We start from the raw sequence: 16815 nt of genomic DNA on the forward strand, positions 1-16815 counted from the left end.
CCCGGGCGGGGCGGGGATGGCCGATAATGGGGCCATGACCACCCGACTCAACAAATACATCGCCGAAACCGGCTTCTGCTCCCGCCGCGAGGCCGATCGCCTGATCGCCGCCCGCCGGGTCACCGTCAACGGCCACCCTGGCGGTACCGGCGCCGTGGTCGGCGAAGGGGACACCGTGCTGGTCGACGGCCAGCCGCTGCAGGTGCGCGTGGCCCGCAAGCCCGGCGCCCGCCGCCACGTCTATATCGTGCTGAACAAGCCGGTGGGCGTGACCTGCACCACCGAAAGCTCGGTCAAGGGCAACATTGTCGACTTCGTCGGCCACGAGCAGCGCATCTTCCCGATCGGGCGCCTGGACAAGGATTCCGAGGGCCTGATCCTGATGACCAGCAACGGCGACATCGTCAACCAGATCCTGCGTGCCGAGAACGGCCACCAGAAGGAGTATCTGGTCGCGGTCAACAAGCCGGTCACCGATGAGTTCCTGCGCGGCATGGCCCGCGGCGTGCGTGTCCACGACCAGATGACCCTGCCGTGCCGCACCTCGCGCATCGCCAAGTTCGGTTTCCGCATCACCCTGGAGCAGGGCCTGAACCGGCAGATCCGCCTGATGGCCGCCGCGTTCGATTACCGCGTCACCCAGCTGCGCCGCGTGCGCATCGACAACATCAAGATCGGTGCGCTGAAGCCGGGCCAGTGGCGCAACCTGACCGAGCAGGAACTGCGCGGGCTGCTGCCCAAGCAGCAGGACTGGTAATGCCGGCGGCTGGCCGGCCGTTCCGGTGAACGGAATGCCGGCCCGCATCAGCTAGACTCGGCGGTGACCTGCCGGAACATGACGCTGCATGATCAAGCCCGACAAGCCTGCCAACGAAGCCCAGCGCCTGGAAGCGCTCTACCGCTACCGCATCCTCGATTCGGATCGCGAGAAGTCCTTCGATGACCTGGTGGTCATCGCCAAGGCCGTGTGTGGCACCAGCATGGCCGCGGTCACCCTGATCGACGTTGAACGGCAGTGGTTCAAGTCGATCCAGGGCATCGATGCCGCCGAGAACCTGCGCAGCGAATCGATGTGCGGCCACGCCATCCTGGCGCCACGCGAAATCATGGTGGTGGAGGATGCGCAGCAGGACATCCGCTTCCACGACAACCCGGTGGTGACCGGCGATCCGCACGTGCGCTTCTACGCCGGTGCGCCCTTGATCAGCAGCGACGGCCTGCCGCTGGGCACGCTGTGCGTGTTCGATCCCAACCCGCAGCACCTGGCCCCGGACAAGGCCGAAGCGCTGGCCGCGCTGTCGCGCCAGGTCATGCTGGTGATGGAGCTGCGCCGCTTCGCACTGGATATCCAGAGCCACATGGTGCAGCGCGATGATTACGAACGCCTGCTGTCCGAGTACCACGACGTGCTGCTGGCGCAGAACGCCGACCTGACCGAACAGAGCCGCACCGACGCGCTGACCGGCCTGCCGAACCGGCGCGCGATGACCGCCGCCCTGCAGGACGCGGTGACCAGCGCCGATGGCCAGCCGCGGCAGACCTGCGTGGCCTTGGTCGACATCGACCACTTCAAGCACATCAATGATTTCCAGGGCCATGCCACCGGCGACCGGGTGCTGGCCGAGCTGGGCGTGCTGCTGCGCTCGCATTTCTCCGGCCGCGGCATGGCCGCGCGCTATGGCGGCGAGGAATTCGTGGCGCTGATGCCGGACGTGGACCTGCGCACCGCCGAACTGCAGTGCGAGTTCCTGCGCATGGCCGTGGCCGACCTGCCGCTGGGCTTCCCGGTGACGGTCAGCATCGGCGTGGCCCAATACCAGGCCGGCGAAACCACCGACCAGACCCTGGCCCGTGCCGACGCGGCGCTGTACCGGGCCAAGGGCAACGGCCGCAACCGGGTGGAACTGGCGCCTTAGAGCACCGCGTCGTGACGTGACCCGGACGATCCGCCCTGTGCGGATGACGGGCCCGTCGCAGCCCCTGCGATGCCCACGCCGCACCATGGAGTTCCCCCCTGCAAGGACGCCGCGCATGCTGCAGACCCTGGCCATCGCCCACTACCGTTCGCTGCACAACCTCGTGTTGCCGCTGCAGCAGTTGAACGTTGTCACCGGCGACAACGGCAGCGGCAAATCCAGCCTGTACCGTGCACTGCGCCTGCTGGCCGAAACCGCGCAGGGCGGGGTGGCCGCCGTGCTGGCCCGCGAAGGTGGCCTGGCGTCGGCGCTGTGGGCAGGCCCGGAGAAGATCGATCCTCGCGTGCTGCGCGGTGAGGTTCCGCTGCAGGGCAGCCCGCGGCAGGAGTCGGTGGGCTTGAAGCTCGGCTTCGCCACCGATGAATTCGGCTATGCCATCGATCTGGGCTACCCGCCCCCCAGCCGCTCCGCCTTCGCGCTCGATCCGCAGATCAAGGCCGAGGCGATCTGGGCCGGTCCCTTCCTGCGCAGCGCCAATCTGCTGGTGGACCGCCGTGGCGCGCTGGTACGGCAGCGCCACGGCGCCGGCTGGGACGTGGTCGATGACCGCCTGTCACTGTTCGACAGCCTGTTCACCCAGGTCGGTGATCCGCAGCGGATGCCGGAGGCCATTGCGCTGCGCGAGTACATCCGGCGCTGGCGCTTCTACGATCACTTCCGCAGCGATGCCGATGCGCCTGCGCGACAGCCGGCGATGGCCACGCGCACGCCCGTGCTGCACCACGATGGGCGTGACCTGGCAGCGGCCTGGGTCACGATCCTGGAAATCGGAGATCCGCAGGCGTTGGCACATACGGTCGACGACGCCTTCCCCGGGGCCACGGTCAGTTTCGATGAAGGTGACGGGCGACTGGTCCTGCGCTTCCACCAGCCCGGCCTGCTGCGACCGCTGTCGATGGCCGAGCTGTCCGATGGCACGCTGCGCTTCCTGCTGCTGGCCGCTGCACTGCACACGCCGCGGCCGCCGCCGCTGCTGGTGCTCAACGAGCCGGAAACCAGCCTGCATCCAGATCTGCTGCCAGCCTTGGCGCGATTGATCATCGCTGCCAGTGCGCGCAGCCAGGTCTGGGTGGTGTCGCATGCCAGCCGCCTGATCGCAGCGCTGGAACAAGCGCCGGACTGCCACTCGCTGCACCTGCACAAGGAACAGGGCCGCACACTGTTGAGCGGCCAGGGGTTGTTGGATGCCCCCGCATGGCATTGGCCACAGCGTTGAGGCGGCGCCTCACTCGGCGATGTTGCGCGCCTCGGCTGTGCCCAGGATCTCCGGGTGCTGCACCCGCTTGCGGCGGTTCAACAGCGGGTGCAGGAACACTGCACCGACGATGATCGCCACGCCCAGGTAGAACCACGGCGTCACTTCATGCTGTTCGCGCAGCAGCACCACCGCCAGCAGCACGGCATAGACCGGCTCCAGGTTGGTCACCAGCTGCACGGTGTAGGCGCTGAGATGGCGCAGGGCGACCAGGGCCAGGGCGAACGGCAGCAGCGTGCAGACCCCCGCCAGCACCAGCAGCAGGATGCCGTCGTGCAGGTCGGGCACCACCCACAGCGGGCTGGCCAGTGCCGGCAACAGGTACGGCAGCACCGGTGCCAGCAGGGTCAGGGTGAGGGTGCCGGCGCCCAGTTCCAGCGCGGTCACCGTCAGCGGGTCGGCATGGCTGACCATGCGCTTGTTGAGCGAGCCGAACACCGCCACCAGCAGCGCCGACAGCGCACCCACCAGCACGCCCAGGCGCATGCCATCGGGCACGCCGCCGACCACCAGGGCCACGCCCGGCAGCACCGCCAGGCCGAAGGCGAGTTCGCGCAGCTGGAACGGCCGCTTGGCCACCCAGGGTTCGATGATGGACGTGAACACCGGTGCCAGCGCGATGCAGGTGGCGGCCACCGAGGCATTGGCCAGCTTCACCGCGCCATAGAAGGTCAGCCAGTGCAGGGCGACCAGCGCACCGATGCCGGCATAACCGGCCACCAGCCGCAGGGGCAGGGTGCGCAGCCCGCGCCAGACGCGCGGCAGCAGGGCCAGCATCGCCACCACCAGCAGCATGCGCCACCACACCAGCGGCAGGGCGGGCAGGGTGATCAGCTTGCCGAGGATGGCGGTGACACCCCACAACAGGACACAGAAATGGATCTGCCAGAGCGCTTTGCGGGTGTCGGGGGTCGTCATCCGTGTATTGTGCGGCAAGCACGGGGCGGCCGGCGATGGTGAGGGCCGCCTGCTGCATTCCGTCCACGGAGTCCCTGCCATGCCTGCCGACCGTTTGCTGCGGGGTTGGGCCGCGCTGACCGCGCTGGTCGCCGCCACCTCACTGCTGCTGCAGTACCTGTTGCTGGTCAACGGCCCCGGCGGCAGCGTGGGCATCGCCGCAGCGACGCTGCAGTTCTTCGGCTACTTCACCATCCTCAGCAACCTGGCCGTGTGCCTGGGCTGCCTGCGCCTGGCATCGGGGCGGACGTTGAGTGCGACCCCGGCGGCGCTGCTGGCGCTGTGCATCGGCGTGACCGGCCTGGTCTATGCGGTGGCCCTGCAGGGGCTGTGGCAGCCCACCGGCCTGCAGTGGTGGGTCGACATGGGCCTGCACTACGCCGTGCCGCTGCTGTACCTGGGCGGCTGGCTGCTGCTGTTGCCGCATGGAAGCCTGCGCTGGCGCGCGCTGGGCAGGGTGCTGCTGGTGCCGGTGGCCTACCTGGGCTGGGCGATGCTGGTGGCCGCGCTGACCGGGCAGCCCCCGTATCCCTTCCTGGAATGGCAGCGGATCGGCCCTGCCGCGTTCGCGCTCAACGTGCTGCGCGTGGCCGGCGTGTTCGTGCTGGGCTGGACGCTGCTGTGGGCGCTGGATCGCTGGTGCCGTCGCTGAGCCGCTGCAGGGCCATCGCCGCGGCGGGATTGCGTGCCTTGCCCGCGCCGATGCACAGCAGGTAGACCTCGCGCGGCTGCGGCACCGCCGGTTCGGCGAGGCAGGGCAGGTCGTCCACGGGTTCGCCGCGTGACCAGCGCCGCGCACGTTCGGCCCAGCGTTGTTGCTGCGGACGCGGCAGGCCTTCGCGCAGGCGCGCCTGGCTGCGCTTGATCCGCGCGTAGACGAAGCCGGCGCTGACGTCGCCGTGCAGCGCGGCCTCGTCACTGTCCTCGATCACCAGGGCCACGCCATGACGGCGCGCGGCGGTGACAAGGTCGGGGCCATGCACCTGCGCGTTGCGCACTTCCAGCGCGTGCTGCAGCGGCATGCCCTGCAGCGTCTTCGGCAGCGCGGCCATCAGCGCTTCCAGTGCCACCGCATCGGCCGGGTGCTTCGGGTCAAACTGCCACAGCAGCGGACCCATCCGATCACCCAGCGCCAGCGCGGCCTGCAGGAACGGCGCAGCCGCGTCGACGGTGGAGGACAGGTCGCGGCGCTGCACGAGGTAGCGTGGCGCCTTCAACGAGAATCGGAAGCCGTCCGGCGTCTGTGCCGCCCACTGCGCGCACTGCGCTTCGGTGGGCGTGCGGTAGAACGTTCCGTTGATCTCGATGCAGCGCAGCGCGTGGCTGGCGTGCGCAAGCTCCTCGCGCTGCGGCAGGCCTTCGGGGTAGAACATGCCACCGCGCCACTCGGGGAACACCCAGCCGCCGATCCCGCAGCGGATCGCGGCGGGCGTCACTGGCCGTGGTCCGCGCGCCAGGGATCGTAGCTGCCGAACCACCACAAATAGCCTTCGGGATCGGCGCAGGCGTAGCCCCGGCCGCCGTAGTCCTGGTCGGCGATGTCGATGACGATGCGGGCGCCGGCCGCCTTGGCCCGCGCGTAGTGCGCGTCCGCATCGGCGACGATGACGCAGGCGCTCTGGGTCTGCCGGCCGCCGACTTCGTCGGGCATCACCGCCAGCTTCGACCACTCACCGCCGTTGCTGGCCGAGCCGAGCATGATCATGCCGCTGCCGAACACCAGTTGCGCGTGGAGGACCGTCTCCCCTTCGGCGTACACCGCCTGGGCATGGAAGCCGAACGCGCGCTGCAGCCAGTCGATGGCGGCCCGTGCGTCGCGGTAGCGCAGGCACGGAATGATGGTCGAACCGGTGCTGGATGGATCGCTGTGGACCATGACACCCCTCCTATGGCACAGGGCAGGATCGGCCGACGGCCGTTACCATCGCGCGAAACCCCGGTGACGGCCTGCACATGGTCGCAACCCCTGTTCGGAGATGGTGCTGGATGAACAACTGGATTGGAGGCGCCGTGCTGCTGGCCTGCGCGACGATGGCGAATGCGGCCGAGACCGCGCCGACCCCGGCGCAGCTGCAGGACCTGGATGCGACCGTCGAGCGCGTGCGCACGCAGTTCGACGTGCCCGGCGTGTCCGTGGCCGTGGTCAAGGATGGCAAGGTCGTGCTGGAGCGCGGCTGGGGCGTGCGTGAGCTGGGCAAGCCGGCGCCGGTACAGGCCGATACCCTGTTCGCCATCGCCTCCAACACCAAGGCCTTCACCGCCACCTCGCTGAACCTGCTGGCCGAGGACGGCAAGCTGAAGATGGACGACAAGGTGATCGATCACCTGCCGTCGTTCCGCATGTCCGATCCGTTCGTGACCGGGCAGATGACCCTGCGCGACCTGCTTTCGCACCGCAGTGGCCTCAGCCTGGGCGCAGGCGACCTGCTGTTCTGGCCGACCACCTCCTACAGCAATGCCGAGGTGGTGCAGCGGCTGGGCCAGGTGCCGCTGAAGGGCGGTTTCCGCGAGCGCTATGCCTACGACAACATCCTCTATGCGGTCGCCCAGCAGGTGATCGAGAAAGTGTCGGGCATGAGCTACCAGCAGTTCCTGCAGACCCGCATCTTCGACAAGGTGGGCATGGCCGGCACGCGCTACAACGCCGACCACCTGCAGGCCGGCGACAACGCAGCGGTCGGCCACGCCAAGTACGATTTCAAGGATCTGCGTACCGTTGCGCCGCTGACCTGGTCGAACAACGCCGGTGCCGGCGGCATCTATTCCAGTGCGCATGACATGGCGCGCTGGATGCAGGTGCAGCTGGCCGAGGGCGCGCTGGCCGATGGCACGCCGCTGTTCAGTGCCAAGACCCAGAAAGAGATGTGGCAGATGATCACGCCGCAGGCCATCGCCGCGCCGAGCGTGCCCGAGCTGGAGCCGGCGCGCGCCAACTTCGCCGGCTATGGCGAGGGCTGGAGCCTCAGCGACTACCGTGGGCAGAAGCTGGTCTGGCATACCGGCGGCTGGCCGGGCATGGTCTCGCGCCTGACCCTGGTGCCGGGGCAGAAGCTGGGCGTGGTGGTGCTGACCAACCAGGAATCGGGCGCGGCGTTCAATGCCATCACCCTGAGCGTGCTCGATGCCTACCTGGGCGGCGAGAAGCATGACTGGGTCGACGCCTACGCCAAGGGCGTGGCGAAGGGCCAGGACAAGGCCGATGAAGCCTGGGCCAAGCACCAGGCCGAGCGCGCCAAGGGCAGCACGCCGTCGCTGCCGCTGGCCGCCTATGCCGCCACCTACCGTGACCGCTGGTATGGCGACATGGTGGTGTCGGCCGAGGGCAAGGGCCTGCGCCTGCGCTTTGCCAAGACCGCGCAGCTGACCGGCCGCCTGGAGCACTGGCAGCACGACACCTTCATCGTGCGCTGGGATGACCGCTCGCTCAACGCCGATGCGTTCGTGAACTTCAGCCTGGACCCGGACGGCAAGGTGCGCGAAGTGCGCATGCAGTCGATCTCGGACCTGACCGATTTCAGCTTCGATTTCCAGGACCTGCTGTTCACCCCGGTCAAGCAGTAAGGGTAGTGCCGGCCGCTGGCCGGCATGACCAAGAACGTTGCCCGATCACCTGGTTGCCGGCCAGCGGCCGGCACTACCGCCCCCGGTGTACGGGGGCAGCGCCGCAGGCGCGGGGGTGAGGGTGTTGATGAGTGGGGCCCGCGGTTCGCGCAGCGAACGGTGGGAGCGTCAGCGCGAATGCGCGGACGCGTACCCGGCCAGCGGCCGGCACTACCGCCCCCGGTGTACGGCGTCAGCGCCGCAGGCGCGACCTGGGCGCGGCACACACACCGTCCATGGGATAATCCCCGCGCTGATCTGGCGAGGGAATGTGATGTTTCGTTGGTTTGAATCCCTGATTCCGGTGTTCCCGGCCGTGGACGGCCGCATGCCGCCGCAGAAGGTGCTGCCGTTCTACCTGCACTACCTGCGCCCGGTGTGGCCGGTGCTGCTGGCCACCCTCATCGCCGGCCTGCTGCTGGCGCTGGTGGAAGTGGCGATGTTCGATTACCTGGGTCGCATCGTCGACATGGTCGCCGAGCAGCCCGGTGCCGGTTTCTTCCAGCGCCACGCCAACGAGCTGGGCTGGATGCTGTTCATCACGGTCATCGCACGGCCGATCCTGGTCGGCCTGCACAACCTGCTGGTCAACCAGGCCATCGTGCCGGGCCTGAGCAACCGCTCGCGCTGGCTGATGCACAACTACGTTGTGCGGCAGAGCCTGAGTTTCTTCCAGAACGATTTCGCCGGCAGCGTCGCCAACCGGGTGATGCAGACCGGTACGTCGCTGCGCGAGTCGGCCGTGCAGATGGTCGATTCGCTCTGGTACATCGTGGTCTACACCGGCACCGCGCTGTACCTGTTCGCGCAGGCCGACTGGCGCCTGATGGTGCCGCTGATCCTGTGGCTGCTCGCCTATGCGGTGATCCTGGCCTACTTCGTGCCGCGCGCGAAGCAACGCGCATGGATCGCCTCGGAGGCGCGTTCGAAGGCGATGGGCCGCATCGTCGACGGCTACACCAACATCCCGACGCTGAAGCTGTTCGCCCATGGTGGCCGCGAGCAGGCCTACGTGGCCGAGTCGATCCAGGAACTGGCGGTCAAGCACCGCGCGCAGACCCGCATCACCACCGGCATGGACCTGACCATCGCCATCGTCAACGGCTTCCTGATCGCCGGCACCTGCGGCCTGGCGCTGTGGCTGTGGAACGGCGGGCACATCACCGTGGGCGCGATCACCCTGGCCACCGGCCTGGTCATCCGCATCCACAACATGTCCGGCTGGATCATGTGGACCATCAACGGCATCTTCGAGGACATCGGCACGGTGCAGGATGGCATCACCACCATCGCCCAGCCGCTGACCGTGCAGGACCGCGAGGACGCGGTGCCGCTGCAGGTGGCCCACGGTGGCGTGCACTTCCAGGACATCCACTTCCATTACGGCAAGAAGGGCGGGGTGATCGCCGGCCTCGACCTGGTGGTGAAGCCGGGCGAGAAGATCGGCCTGGTCGGACCGTCCGGCGCCGGCAAGTCGACCCTGGTCAACATCCTGCTGCGCCTGTACGACCTGGAAAGCGGCCGCATCCTGATCGACGGGCAGGACATCGCCCACGTCACCCAGGAAAGCCTGCGCCAGCAGATCGGCGTGGTCACCCAGGACACCTCGCTGCTGCACCGTTCGATCCGCGACAACCTGCTGTATGGCCGCCCCGACGCCAGCGACGAGCAGCTGCGAGCGGCCGTGGCCAAGGCGCGTGCCGAGGCCTTCATCGACACGCTGGTGGACGGGCAGGGGCGTCGTGGCTATGACGCGCATGTCGGCGAGCGCGGCGTGAAGTTGTCCGGCGGCCAGCGCCAGCGCATCGCCATCGCCCGCGTACTGCTGAAGGACGCACCGATCCTCGTGCTGGACGAAGCTACCTCGGCGCTGGATTCGGAAGTGGAAGCGGCGATCCAGGACAGCCTGGACGAGCTGATGGGCGGGAAGACGGTGATCGCCATCGCGCACCGCCTGTCGACCATCGCGCGCATGGACCGGCTGGTGGTGATGGACCAGGGCCGCATCGTCGAAACCGGCACCCATGCCGAGTTGATCGCCGCCGGTGGCCTGTACGCGCGCCTGTGGGCGCGGCAGACCGGTGGGTTCGTGGCGGCCGAGCAATAACCGTTTCGGGGTCAGAGCCCTCTCTGCGAGAGGGATCCTACCCCGGCCATGCATCCCTTGGGGTCGGATCCCTTTCCGCAGGAAAGGGCTCTGACCCCGGTGTGTTTCCGGAGACCCGCATGATCCACCCGCTACGCCCTTTGCTGCTCGCGCTTGCCCTGGTCAGTTCAACCGCGGCCGCCGCGCCAGCCCCCGTGCACGGCGACTCGCTCGAGCAGGTGGTCCTGCTCAGCCGCCACAACCTGCGCGCGCCGCTGGTGTCCTCGGGCACGCTGGCAGAAGCCACGCCGCACGCGTGGACGACGTGGGACGTTGCCGCTGGCGAGCTGACCACCAGGGGCGGCGTGCTGGAGGTCTACATGGGCCGCTACCTCGGCCAGTGGTTGCGCACGCAGCAGCTGCTACCGGCCACCGGCTGCCCGCAGGCCAGTGACTTCCACGCGCTGGCCAACAGCCTGCAGCGCACCCAGGCCACGGCACAGTTCTTCATTGCCGGCGCCTTCCCCGGTTGCCACGTCACGGTGGAACAGCGTCGGCCGCTGGGCACGATGGATCCGCTGTTCGACCCGGTGATCCATCGCGACGACGCCGGTTTCCAGCGCCGCGCCCTGCGTGCCATGCAGAAGGCCGAATCAAAGGCGCGTTTGGGCCCGGATCTGCAGGTGGTGGAGGACGTGGTGGAATACGCGGCCTCGCCAGCCTGCACGGGACGCAGCCACTGCACGCTGCGTACGGGCGACAGCAAGTTCCGCGCGGAAGCGGGCAAGGAGCCGGGGGCGTCTGGTTCGCTGGCGCTGGCCAATGGCATGGTCGATGCGCTGCTGATGGAGGATTACCAGAACGCGACGGGTACTGCGGCCGGTTGGGGCAGGCTGCACGACGATGCGCAGTGGCAGGCGCTGGCGCGGGTGCGCAATGCTTACCAGGACATCCTGTTCGGCACGCCGGAGGTGGCGCGCGATGTGGCAGCGCCGCTGCTGTCGCACATCGGTGGCGTGTTCGCTGATCCGCAGTCGCCGAAGGTAAGCCTGCTGGTGGGCCACGATTCCAACATCGGCTCAGTGCTGGCGGCGCTGGGTGCCTCTGATTACACGCTGCCGGGCCAGCGGGAGAAGACGCCGATCGGCGGCCTGCTGCAGTTCGAACGCTGGCGTGGGCAAAGCGGCGAAGCGCGTTATCGGCTGGTGTACGTCTATCCGACGCGCGCACAGTTGCGTGACGCGGTTCCATTGAGTGATGCACAGCCGCCGGGGCGGGTGGAGCTGGCGCTGCCGGGATGCGGGGAGGACGGATGCAGTGACGAGCAGTTCGAGCGTCTGTTGCATCCAGCGGTGAAGTGAGTGCCATCCACGCATGGCGTGGATCTACTGGCAAAACGGGAACATCCATGCCACGCGTAGATCCACGCCATGCGTGGATGCGGTGCAGTAGATCCACGCCATGCGTGGATGCGGTCCAGTAGATCCACGCCATGCGTGGATGGACCCATCCGCAGTGCGGACCAACGGTCCGCACCCACCATCGGGAGGCCGTAGATCCACGCCATGCGTGGATGAACCCCATCCAGGATCGCCGAACATAAAAAACGGCCCGGGTCTCCCCGGGCCGTTCCATTTCCATCTCACATCAAACCAATCACTCGATCGGCTGGTCCAGCATCAGCTGGCGTGCGAAGCGCACCGGCGGCGCGCCGTAGGACAGCATCTGGTCGTGGTACGCCTTCAGGTTGAACTTGTCGCCCAGCTTGTCCTGCATCGCCTTGCGGGTGTCGAAGTGTTCCTGCGCACCGACGAAGTAGGTCGGCAGCTGTGCCGAGGTCAGCTGCGCGCGCACCCACTTGCCCGAGGCTTCGCTTTCCTGCTGGAACGCGTCGTGGGTCATCAGGTGCATCGCCTTCTCGCGATCCCAGTTGTCCACGTGCACGCCCTGGTCGAGGATCGCGTTGGAGATCGTGCGCAGGTAGAACTTCAGCTGCACCAGGTGGAACAGCGGGTCGTTGTTGAGGTAACCCTGCTCCTGCATCATGCGCTCGGTGTAGACCGCCCAGCCTTCGGCAAACAGGCCCGAACGCAGCACCGCACGCAGGGTCGACGGGAACTTGGCCGAGTGCCAGCCTTCCAGGTAGTGGCCCGGGGTGCCTTCGTGGATGCTCAGCAGGTGGATCATGCGCGAGTTGTACTCACGCAGGAACGAGTCGACCTGCTTGTCATTCCAGTCGTCCGGAATCGGCGAGACGGCGTAGAAGGTCTTCAGGTTCTTGTCCAGCGGGCCCGGCGAATCGCAGTAGGCTACGGCCACGCCGCGCTGGAATTCCGGCATCAGGATGATATCGACCGGCGCATCGGGCAGGGTCATCAGGTCGTGTTCGCGCACGAACGCGGTGGACTGCTCCAGCGCGGCCTTGGCATCGTCGACCACCTTGTCGCGCGCCGGCTTGTCGGCGTAGGCCAGTTCCAGCGCGGCTTCGATGGCCTTCTGCTGCTGCTCGTCGGTCGGCTGCGCCGGCATTTCCGGCGCGCCCGGCTTGTCCTTCAGCACGGTCTGCGCGATGCCGTACATATCCTCGCGCACGCGCTTGAGTTCGGCGCGCGCACGCTCACCGATCTCCTGGCGCGACAGCGAGGAGTTCAGCGCGAACTTCAGCTTCTGGTCGTACTTTTCCGCACCGATGCGGAAGTCACCCTTGGCGTTCGGCACCAGGGTCTTGTCCAGCCAGGTCTGCTGCTCGTCCACGGCCTTCTTCAGGCCGTCGATGGCGGCCTGCAGGCGCTGCTGGTCGGCCTGCGGCAGTTCGCCGATGTGCGGGGTGATGAAGGTATCGACGATGCTGAGGATGCCCTTGTTCTGCTTGGCCACCGTCTCGGCATGGATCTTCGGCACGCGTGCCGGGTCCAGGTTCTCGCGGGCCTGGGCGAAGATCGCCGGCAGCTTTTCCATGCGCGCGGTGGCCGACTTCAGGCGGTCGGGCAGCGGTGCGAATTCGCGCGCCATCAGGCCGTACAGGGCACTGCCGGCCAGGCCGTTGTAGACCTGCGGGTCCCACTTGCCGGACTGCAGCACTTCGCTGTTCCAGATTTCCGACTGCAGCTGGTTGCGCAGGATCGCCGCATCGACCTGGTTCTCGCGGCCGAGCTTGGCCACGTCGATCTTGTCCAGTTCGGCGAGCAGGCCCTTGTAGGCGGCCACGGTCTTCTGCTGGCCGGCCGCGCTCAGGTCGTCGATCTCGCTGTCATAGCGGTGGTCGCCGATCTGCGTGGCGCTGACCGGGGACAGCTGCATCCAGGTGTCCAGCGCACGCTTGGACAGGTCAGCGAAGGCGGCATCGACCGCCGCGTCGCCGGCCTGCTGGCTGGCGGCCGGGGTGGAACCGTTGGTCGGGGCGTCGGCCGGCTGGCAACCGGCCAGGGCGGCGACCAGGGCAAGGGCAAGGAGATGCGGGCGCATCGGCGTTCCTGTACTGGGATCAATCCCCGAGCATAGGGCGCACGGGGCGCTTTGTCCCCCTGCCATAGGCTTACCATGGGCGCTGGCAGGAATCCCAGGCCCCGGAGGGCAACCATGCAGGTTCAAGGAAGAAGCGTTTTCACCCGTCGCGGCGCGGCCGCAGCCGTGCTGCTGGCTCTGGCACTGTCCGGATGCGCGGCGCAGGGCGACCACGCAGCAGCCGCCGGCGGCGCAAGCGCCGAAGCCGTGGCCTCACCGGACGGCGCGTTCCTGGCCTACGAGCACGACGTGCACGTGCAGCTGGAAGCCACGCAGATCGCAGCGCGCATCCAGCAGGTCACGCAGGCCTGCCAGGCGGCGAAGTTCGGCGATTGTGCGGTGCTGGAAGTCGACCAGCGCAGCGGCGAGCGCCCCAGTGGCGAGGTCAAGGTGCGCACCGCGCCGAAGGGCGTGGAGCCGCTGATTGGCCTGGCCGGTGAAGGCGGGCAGGTACAGGCGCGTAATACCCGCGCCGAGGATCTGGCCCAGCAGGTGGCCGATACCGCGCTGACCAAGGCCCGACTGGAAAAGGAACATGCGCGCCTGCTGTCCTACCAGGACCGCAAGGATCTGAAGATCGAGGAGTTGATGGCGATCACCACCCGCCTGTCGGAAATCGAAGCGGGCGTGGAGCAGGCCAACAAGGATGCCGCGCAGCAGCGCCGTCGCATTGATACCCAGCTGGTGACGCTGCACTTCGACACCACGTCGGGCCAGCGCAGCCGCAGCGAAATCGGTGAAGCGCTGAGTGAATCGGGCAACATCCTCAGCCTCAGCGTCGCGTTCCTGATCCGCGCGGCGGCGGCCCTGCTGCCGGTCGCCATCGTGGCGCTGCTGGCCGGCTGGGCCATCCGCGCATGGCTGCGCAGGCGCCGTCGCAAGGCGTGATCGAACGCAGGGGGTAATGCCGGGCCATGCCCGGCGAGCCCTCAGCCTTCGTCGGTCTCGTATTCGACGAACACATCCAGTTCCAACGCCAGCTCCTGCACCGCATCGCGCACCTTCTGCGCGGTGCTTTCGTTGCCGACTTCCACTTCCAGTTCGTGGATGCCCGGGCCGATGTCATCGGACAGCCCGGCCGAGCTGGAGTCGTCGTCATCCATGTGCGGCATCAGGTCGTCGGTTTCTTCGACATGTTCGATGCCGTCCAGGCCCAGCAGCAGATCGCTGATGGCGCGGGCGTCGTCTTCGGTTCCGGTGATGCGCAGTCGCAGCATTGCCATGGCAGGTACACGGTGTGGGGTTGCCTGCAGCCTAGCCAGCGGCGGGCAAAGACCGGGTGAGGGTGCAGTCAGCCGGCCGTGGGTGGGCGCCCGAGCAGGCTGTCGGGCAGGGCCGGGATGGGCGTACGTTCGTCCTGCGCCTGGGTCAGCAGCCAATCGATGAACAGCCGCGCCGCCGGGCTGGGTGGCTGCGCTTCGGCATGCACCACGTAGTAGGCATAGCGCGCCTTCAGTGCCGGGCCAGGCAGGCGCACCACTTCATAGCGCTGCAGGTAGGGCTGGGCCACATGCGTGCGCGCCAGCACCGCGCCCATGCCGTACACCGCCGCGCGCATCGCATCGGTGCTGTCGGCGAACGTGTGCATCGGCGGCAAGGGCGAGGGCGGCCGCACGCCGGCATGGCGGAACCAGTCGCGCCAGCCCTGCGGCGAGAGATCGGTCAGCAGCGGCAGCGCGGCGATGCGCGCCGGATCCTGCAGCGCTTCCACGCCGGGCAGCGCCGGCGAGGCCACCGGGAACAGGCTGTCGTCCATCAGGTGCTGCGCATGCAGGCCGGGCCACTGGCCCAGGCCGTAGCGGATGCCGACCTCGGGGCCGTTCTCGTCGTAGCGGTCCAGGCCGCTGCCGGTGTGCAGTTCGATGCGGATGTGCGGATGGGCCTGGGTGAAGCGCGGCAGGCGTGGCAGCAGCCAGCAGTAGGACAGCGAGCGCAGCGTGGCGATCCGCAGCGGCACGCTGTCCGCATCCGGCTGCAGGTGGTGGGCCACGGCGGCGACATCGGTGAACGCGGCGCTGGCGGCGTCGGCCAGCTGCCGGCCTTCGGCGGTCAGGCGCACGCCGCGCGCGTGGCGCAGGAACAGGCGCACCTCGAGCACCTCCTCCAGGCGGCGCACGTGGTGGCTGACCGCGCTGGCGGTCAGGTGCAGCTCCAGCGCGGCCTGGGCGAAGTTCTGGTGGCGTGCGGCCACCGCGAACACGGCCAGCGCGGGGAGCAGGGAGGGGCGTAGCTGCATGTCGAGCCTCAAACCATATTTGTGGCTGGCAGCGATACTACGCGCTTGTGCAGCGGGCGTCTGCGGATGATCCTGTTGGCCCAGACACAGCGCAGGCGCAGGACGGAGGCAGGGCATGAACGCGGTACCGCAGGTGGCAGAACGCGATTGGCGCACCCCCTTGGAATTGACCCTGCTGGGCGCGATCTGGGGCTGCTCGTTCCTGTTCATGCGCGTGGCGGTGCCTTCGTTCGGCCCGTTCGCGCTGGTCGAAGTCCGTCTGGTGCTGGGCGCGCTGGTGCTGATGCCGTTCCTGTGGCGCGCCCGTGCGCAATTCCCGCCGCGCCGCTGGTTGTGGCTGGCCCCGATCGGCCTGATCAACTCGGCGCTGCCGTTCGTGCTGTTCGCCTATTCGGCCGAGCAGGCACCGGCGGCCATCGGCGCGATCTGCAATGCGATGACCGTGCTGTTTGCTGCGCTGATCGCCTTCCTGTTCTTCGGCGAGAAGATCGGCGTGCGTCGCGCCAGTGCGCTGCTGGTCGGCTTTGCCGGCGTGGTGGTGCTGGCCACGGCCAAGGTATCGGGCCTGAGCATCGGCATGGCCGTGCTGGCCGGCGCTGCGGCTTCGCTGCTGTACGGGCTGGGCGTGAACCTGGTGAAGCGGCACATGACCGGCTTGCCCTCGGCCGCCGCGGCTGCCGCGACGCTGGGCTGCGCCTCGCTGTGGATGCTGCCGATGGCGGTGACGCACTGGCCGCAGGCGGCGATCCCGGGCAAGGCCTGGGGCGCAGCGATCGCGCTGGGCGTGGCCTGCACCGGCCTGGCGTTCCTGATGTTCTACCGCCTGATCGGCCGCATCGGCCCCTCGCGCGCGTCAACGGTGACCTATCTGATCCCGCTGTTCGGCGCGGCGTTCGCGTGGTTGTTTCTGGGCGAGCCGGTGACCCTGCAGATGCTGATCGCCGGCGGCCTGATCCTCGGCAGCGTGGCCGTCAGCCAGAAGGGCTGAGCGCGCCGACACAACGGTAGTGCCGGGCGCTGCCCGGCAGCCCTTTTCCGCGCCTGCGGAGAGGTGTCACTTTCTTTGCTCGTGCAAAGAAAGTAACCAAAGAAACACGCCGCCGTCCGCGAGCCGGCGTGCTGCGCCCGCCGGTCGGGGGGGGGGGGGGGGGGGGGGGGGGGGGGGGGGGGGGGGGGGGGGGGGGGGGGGCGCCCCCCCCGC

General features: G+C 68.4%; 15 protein-coding genes. 9 read left to right on the forward strand and 6 right to left on the reverse strand.

Going from position 1 to position 16815, the window contains the following annotated elements; genetic code table 11:
• Window positions 1–34 precede the first annotated feature (34 nt).
• The 3 genes from ACVOK1_RS13055 (at window position 35) to ACVOK1_RS13065 (ending at window position 3192) form a co-directional block, all read left to right on the forward strand.
• Window positions 35–757: a pseudouridine synthase gene (locus tag ACVOK1_RS13055; protein WP_079221222.1), complete on the forward strand. Its 723-nt coding sequence runs from the start codon at window positions 35–37 to the stop codon at window positions 755–757.
• Window positions 758–845: 88 nt separating this feature from the next.
• Entirely contained in the window at window positions 846–1916 is a 1071-nt protein-coding gene (locus ACVOK1_RS13060; RefSeq protein WP_481562309.1) for a sensor domain-containing diguanylate cyclase, read from the forward strand.
• 115 nt (window positions 1917–2031) lie between these two features.
• Window positions 2032–3192 (forward strand): AAA family ATPase, encoded by a 1161-nt coding sequence (locus ACVOK1_RS13065; protein ID WP_481562310.1) that lies wholly within the window; start codon window positions 2032–2034, stop codon window positions 3190–3192.
• A gap of 9 nt (window positions 3193–3201) precedes the next feature.
• Here ACVOK1_RS13065 and ACVOK1_RS13070 read toward each other — a convergent pair whose 3' ends face one another.
• A complete protein-coding gene (locus tag ACVOK1_RS13070; protein ID WP_313438905.1) occupies window positions 3202–4149 on the reverse strand; it encodes a DMT family transporter in 948 nt (315 codons plus the stop codon).
• Between the two features lie 79 nt (window positions 4150–4228).
• Between ACVOK1_RS13070 and ACVOK1_RS13075 the strand changes: the two genes are divergently transcribed.
• Window positions 4229–4840, forward strand: coding sequence for a Pr6Pr family membrane protein (locus ACVOK1_RS13075; RefSeq protein WP_481562311.1), 612 nt, complete (start codon window positions 4229–4231; stop codon window positions 4838–4840).
• Here the strand turns inward: ACVOK1_RS13075 and ACVOK1_RS13080 are convergent.
• Window positions 4761–5624 (reverse strand): DUF72 domain-containing protein, encoded by an 864-nt coding sequence (locus ACVOK1_RS13080; protein WP_481562312.1) that lies wholly within the window; start codon window positions 5622–5624, stop codon window positions 4761–4763. The two genes, ACVOK1_RS13075 and ACVOK1_RS13080, sit on opposite strands and share 80 nt — an antisense overlap.
• Window positions 5621–6064, reverse strand: coding sequence for a VOC family protein (locus ACVOK1_RS13085; protein WP_481562313.1), 444 nt, complete (start codon window positions 6062–6064; stop codon window positions 5621–5623). The genes ACVOK1_RS13080 and ACVOK1_RS13085 overlap by 4 nt, the downstream gene beginning before the upstream one ends.
• A gap of 110 nt (window positions 6065–6174) precedes the next feature.
• On the opposite strand from ACVOK1_RS13085, the gene ACVOK1_RS13090 reads away from it, so the two are divergent.
• The 3 genes from ACVOK1_RS13090 (at window position 6175) to agp (ending at window position 11235) form a co-directional block, all read left to right on the forward strand.
• Entirely contained in the window at window positions 6175–7749 is a 1575-nt protein-coding gene (locus tag ACVOK1_RS13090) for a serine hydrolase (RefSeq protein ID WP_481562314.1), read from the forward strand.
• Between the two features lie 313 nt (window positions 7750–8062).
• Window positions 8063–9895, forward strand: coding sequence for a multidrug efflux ABC transporter SmrA (gene smrA / locus ACVOK1_RS13095; RefSeq protein ID WP_481562315.1), 1833 nt, complete (start codon window positions 8063–8065; stop codon window positions 9893–9895).
• Window positions 9896–10014: 119 nt separating this feature from the next.
• The gene (agp, locus tag ACVOK1_RS13100; RefSeq protein ID WP_481562316.1) at window positions 10015–11235 is read left to right on the forward strand and encodes a bifunctional glucose-1-phosphatase/inositol phosphatase; all 1221 of its coding nucleotides are present in this window, start codon (window positions 10015–10017) and stop codon (window positions 11233–11235) included.
• 295 nt (window positions 11236–11530) lie between these two features.
• Here agp and ACVOK1_RS13105 read toward each other — a convergent pair whose 3' ends face one another.
• The gene (locus ACVOK1_RS13105; protein ID WP_333629294.1) at window positions 11531–13339 is read right to left on the reverse strand and encodes a DUF885 domain-containing protein; all 1809 of its coding nucleotides are present in this window, start codon (window positions 13337–13339) and stop codon (window positions 11531–11533) included.
• 114 nt (window positions 13340–13453) lie between these two features.
• Here ACVOK1_RS13105 and ACVOK1_RS13110 point away from each other — a divergent pair, with 114 nt between their 5' ends.
• Entirely contained in the window at window positions 13454–14266 is an 813-nt protein-coding gene (locus ACVOK1_RS13110; RefSeq protein ID WP_481562317.1) for a DUF4349 domain-containing protein, read from the forward strand.
• A 41-nt stretch (window positions 14267–14307) separates the two neighbouring features.
• Here ACVOK1_RS13110 and ACVOK1_RS13115 read toward each other — a convergent pair whose 3' ends face one another.
• Together ACVOK1_RS13115 and ACVOK1_RS13120 are read right to left on the reverse strand one after the other, a co-directional pair.
• Window positions 14308–14601, reverse strand: coding sequence for a hypothetical protein (locus tag ACVOK1_RS13115; protein WP_005415831.1), 294 nt, complete (start codon window positions 14599–14601; stop codon window positions 14308–14310).
• Window positions 14602–14669: 68 nt separating this feature from the next.
• The gene (locus ACVOK1_RS13120) at window positions 14670–15614 is read right to left on the reverse strand and encodes a LysR substrate-binding domain-containing protein (RefSeq protein WP_481562318.1); all 945 of its coding nucleotides are present in this window, start codon (window positions 15612–15614) and stop codon (window positions 14670–14672) included.
• A 115-nt stretch (window positions 15615–15729) separates the two neighbouring features.
• Here ACVOK1_RS13120 and ACVOK1_RS13125 point away from each other — a divergent pair, with 115 nt between their 5' ends.
• A complete protein-coding gene (locus ACVOK1_RS13125) occupies window positions 15730–16602 on the forward strand; it encodes a DMT family transporter (protein ID WP_108768286.1) in 873 nt (290 codons plus the stop codon).
• The last annotated feature ends 213 nt before the right edge of the window (window positions 16603–16815 follow it).

It is taken from the genome of Stenotrophomonas sp. STEN087 (assembly GCF_056759115.1).

Excerpts from the sequence above, each read along its gene's own strand:
- ACVOK1_RS13055 (WP_079221222.1), top strand. The coding sequence starts at position 35 with ATGACCACCCGACTCAACAAATACATCGCCGAAACCGGCTTCTGCTCC.
- ACVOK1_RS13060 (WP_481562309.1), top strand. The coding sequence starts at position 846 with ATGATCAAGCCCGACAAGCCTGCCAACGAAGCCCAGCGCCTGGAAGCG.
- ACVOK1_RS13065 (WP_481562310.1), top strand. The coding sequence starts at position 2,032 with ATGCTGCAGACCCTGGCCATCGCCCACTACCGTTCGCTGCACAACCTC.
- ACVOK1_RS13070 (WP_313438905.1), bottom strand. The coding sequence starts at position 4,149 with ATGACGACCCCCGACACCCGCAAAGCGCTCTGGCAGATCCATTTCTGT.
- ACVOK1_RS13075 (WP_481562311.1), top strand. The coding sequence starts at position 4,229 with ATGCCTGCCGACCGTTTGCTGCGGGGTTGGGCCGCGCTGACCGCGCTG.
- ACVOK1_RS13085 (WP_481562313.1), bottom strand. The coding sequence starts at position 6,064 with ATGGTCCACAGCGATCCATCCAGCACCGGTTCGACCATCATTCCGTGC.
- ACVOK1_RS13090 (WP_481562314.1), top strand. The coding sequence starts at position 6,175 with ATGAACAACTGGATTGGAGGCGCCGTGCTGCTGGCCTGCGCGACGATG.
- smrA (WP_481562315.1), top strand. The coding sequence starts at position 8,063 with ATGTTTCGTTGGTTTGAATCCCTGATTCCGGTGTTCCCGGCCGTGGAC.
- agp (WP_481562316.1), top strand. The coding sequence starts at position 10,015 with ATGATCCACCCGCTACGCCCTTTGCTGCTCGCGCTTGCCCTGGTCAGT.
- ACVOK1_RS13105 (WP_333629294.1), bottom strand. The coding sequence starts at position 13,339 with ATGCGCCCGCATCTCCTTGCCCTTGCCCTGGTCGCCGCCCTGGCCGGT.
- ACVOK1_RS13110 (WP_481562317.1), top strand. The coding sequence starts at position 13,454 with ATGCAGGTTCAAGGAAGAAGCGTTTTCACCCGTCGCGGCGCGGCCGCA.
- ACVOK1_RS13115 (WP_005415831.1), bottom strand. The coding sequence starts at position 14,601 with ATGGCAATGCTGCGACTGCGCATCACCGGAACCGAAGACGACGCCCGC.
- ACVOK1_RS13120 (WP_481562318.1), bottom strand. The coding sequence starts at position 15,614 with ATGCAGCTACGCCCCTCCCTGCTCCCCGCGCTGGCCGTGTTCGCGGTG.
- ACVOK1_RS13125 (WP_108768286.1), top strand. The coding sequence starts at position 15,730 with ATGAACGCGGTACCGCAGGTGGCAGAACGCGATTGGCGCACCCCCTTG.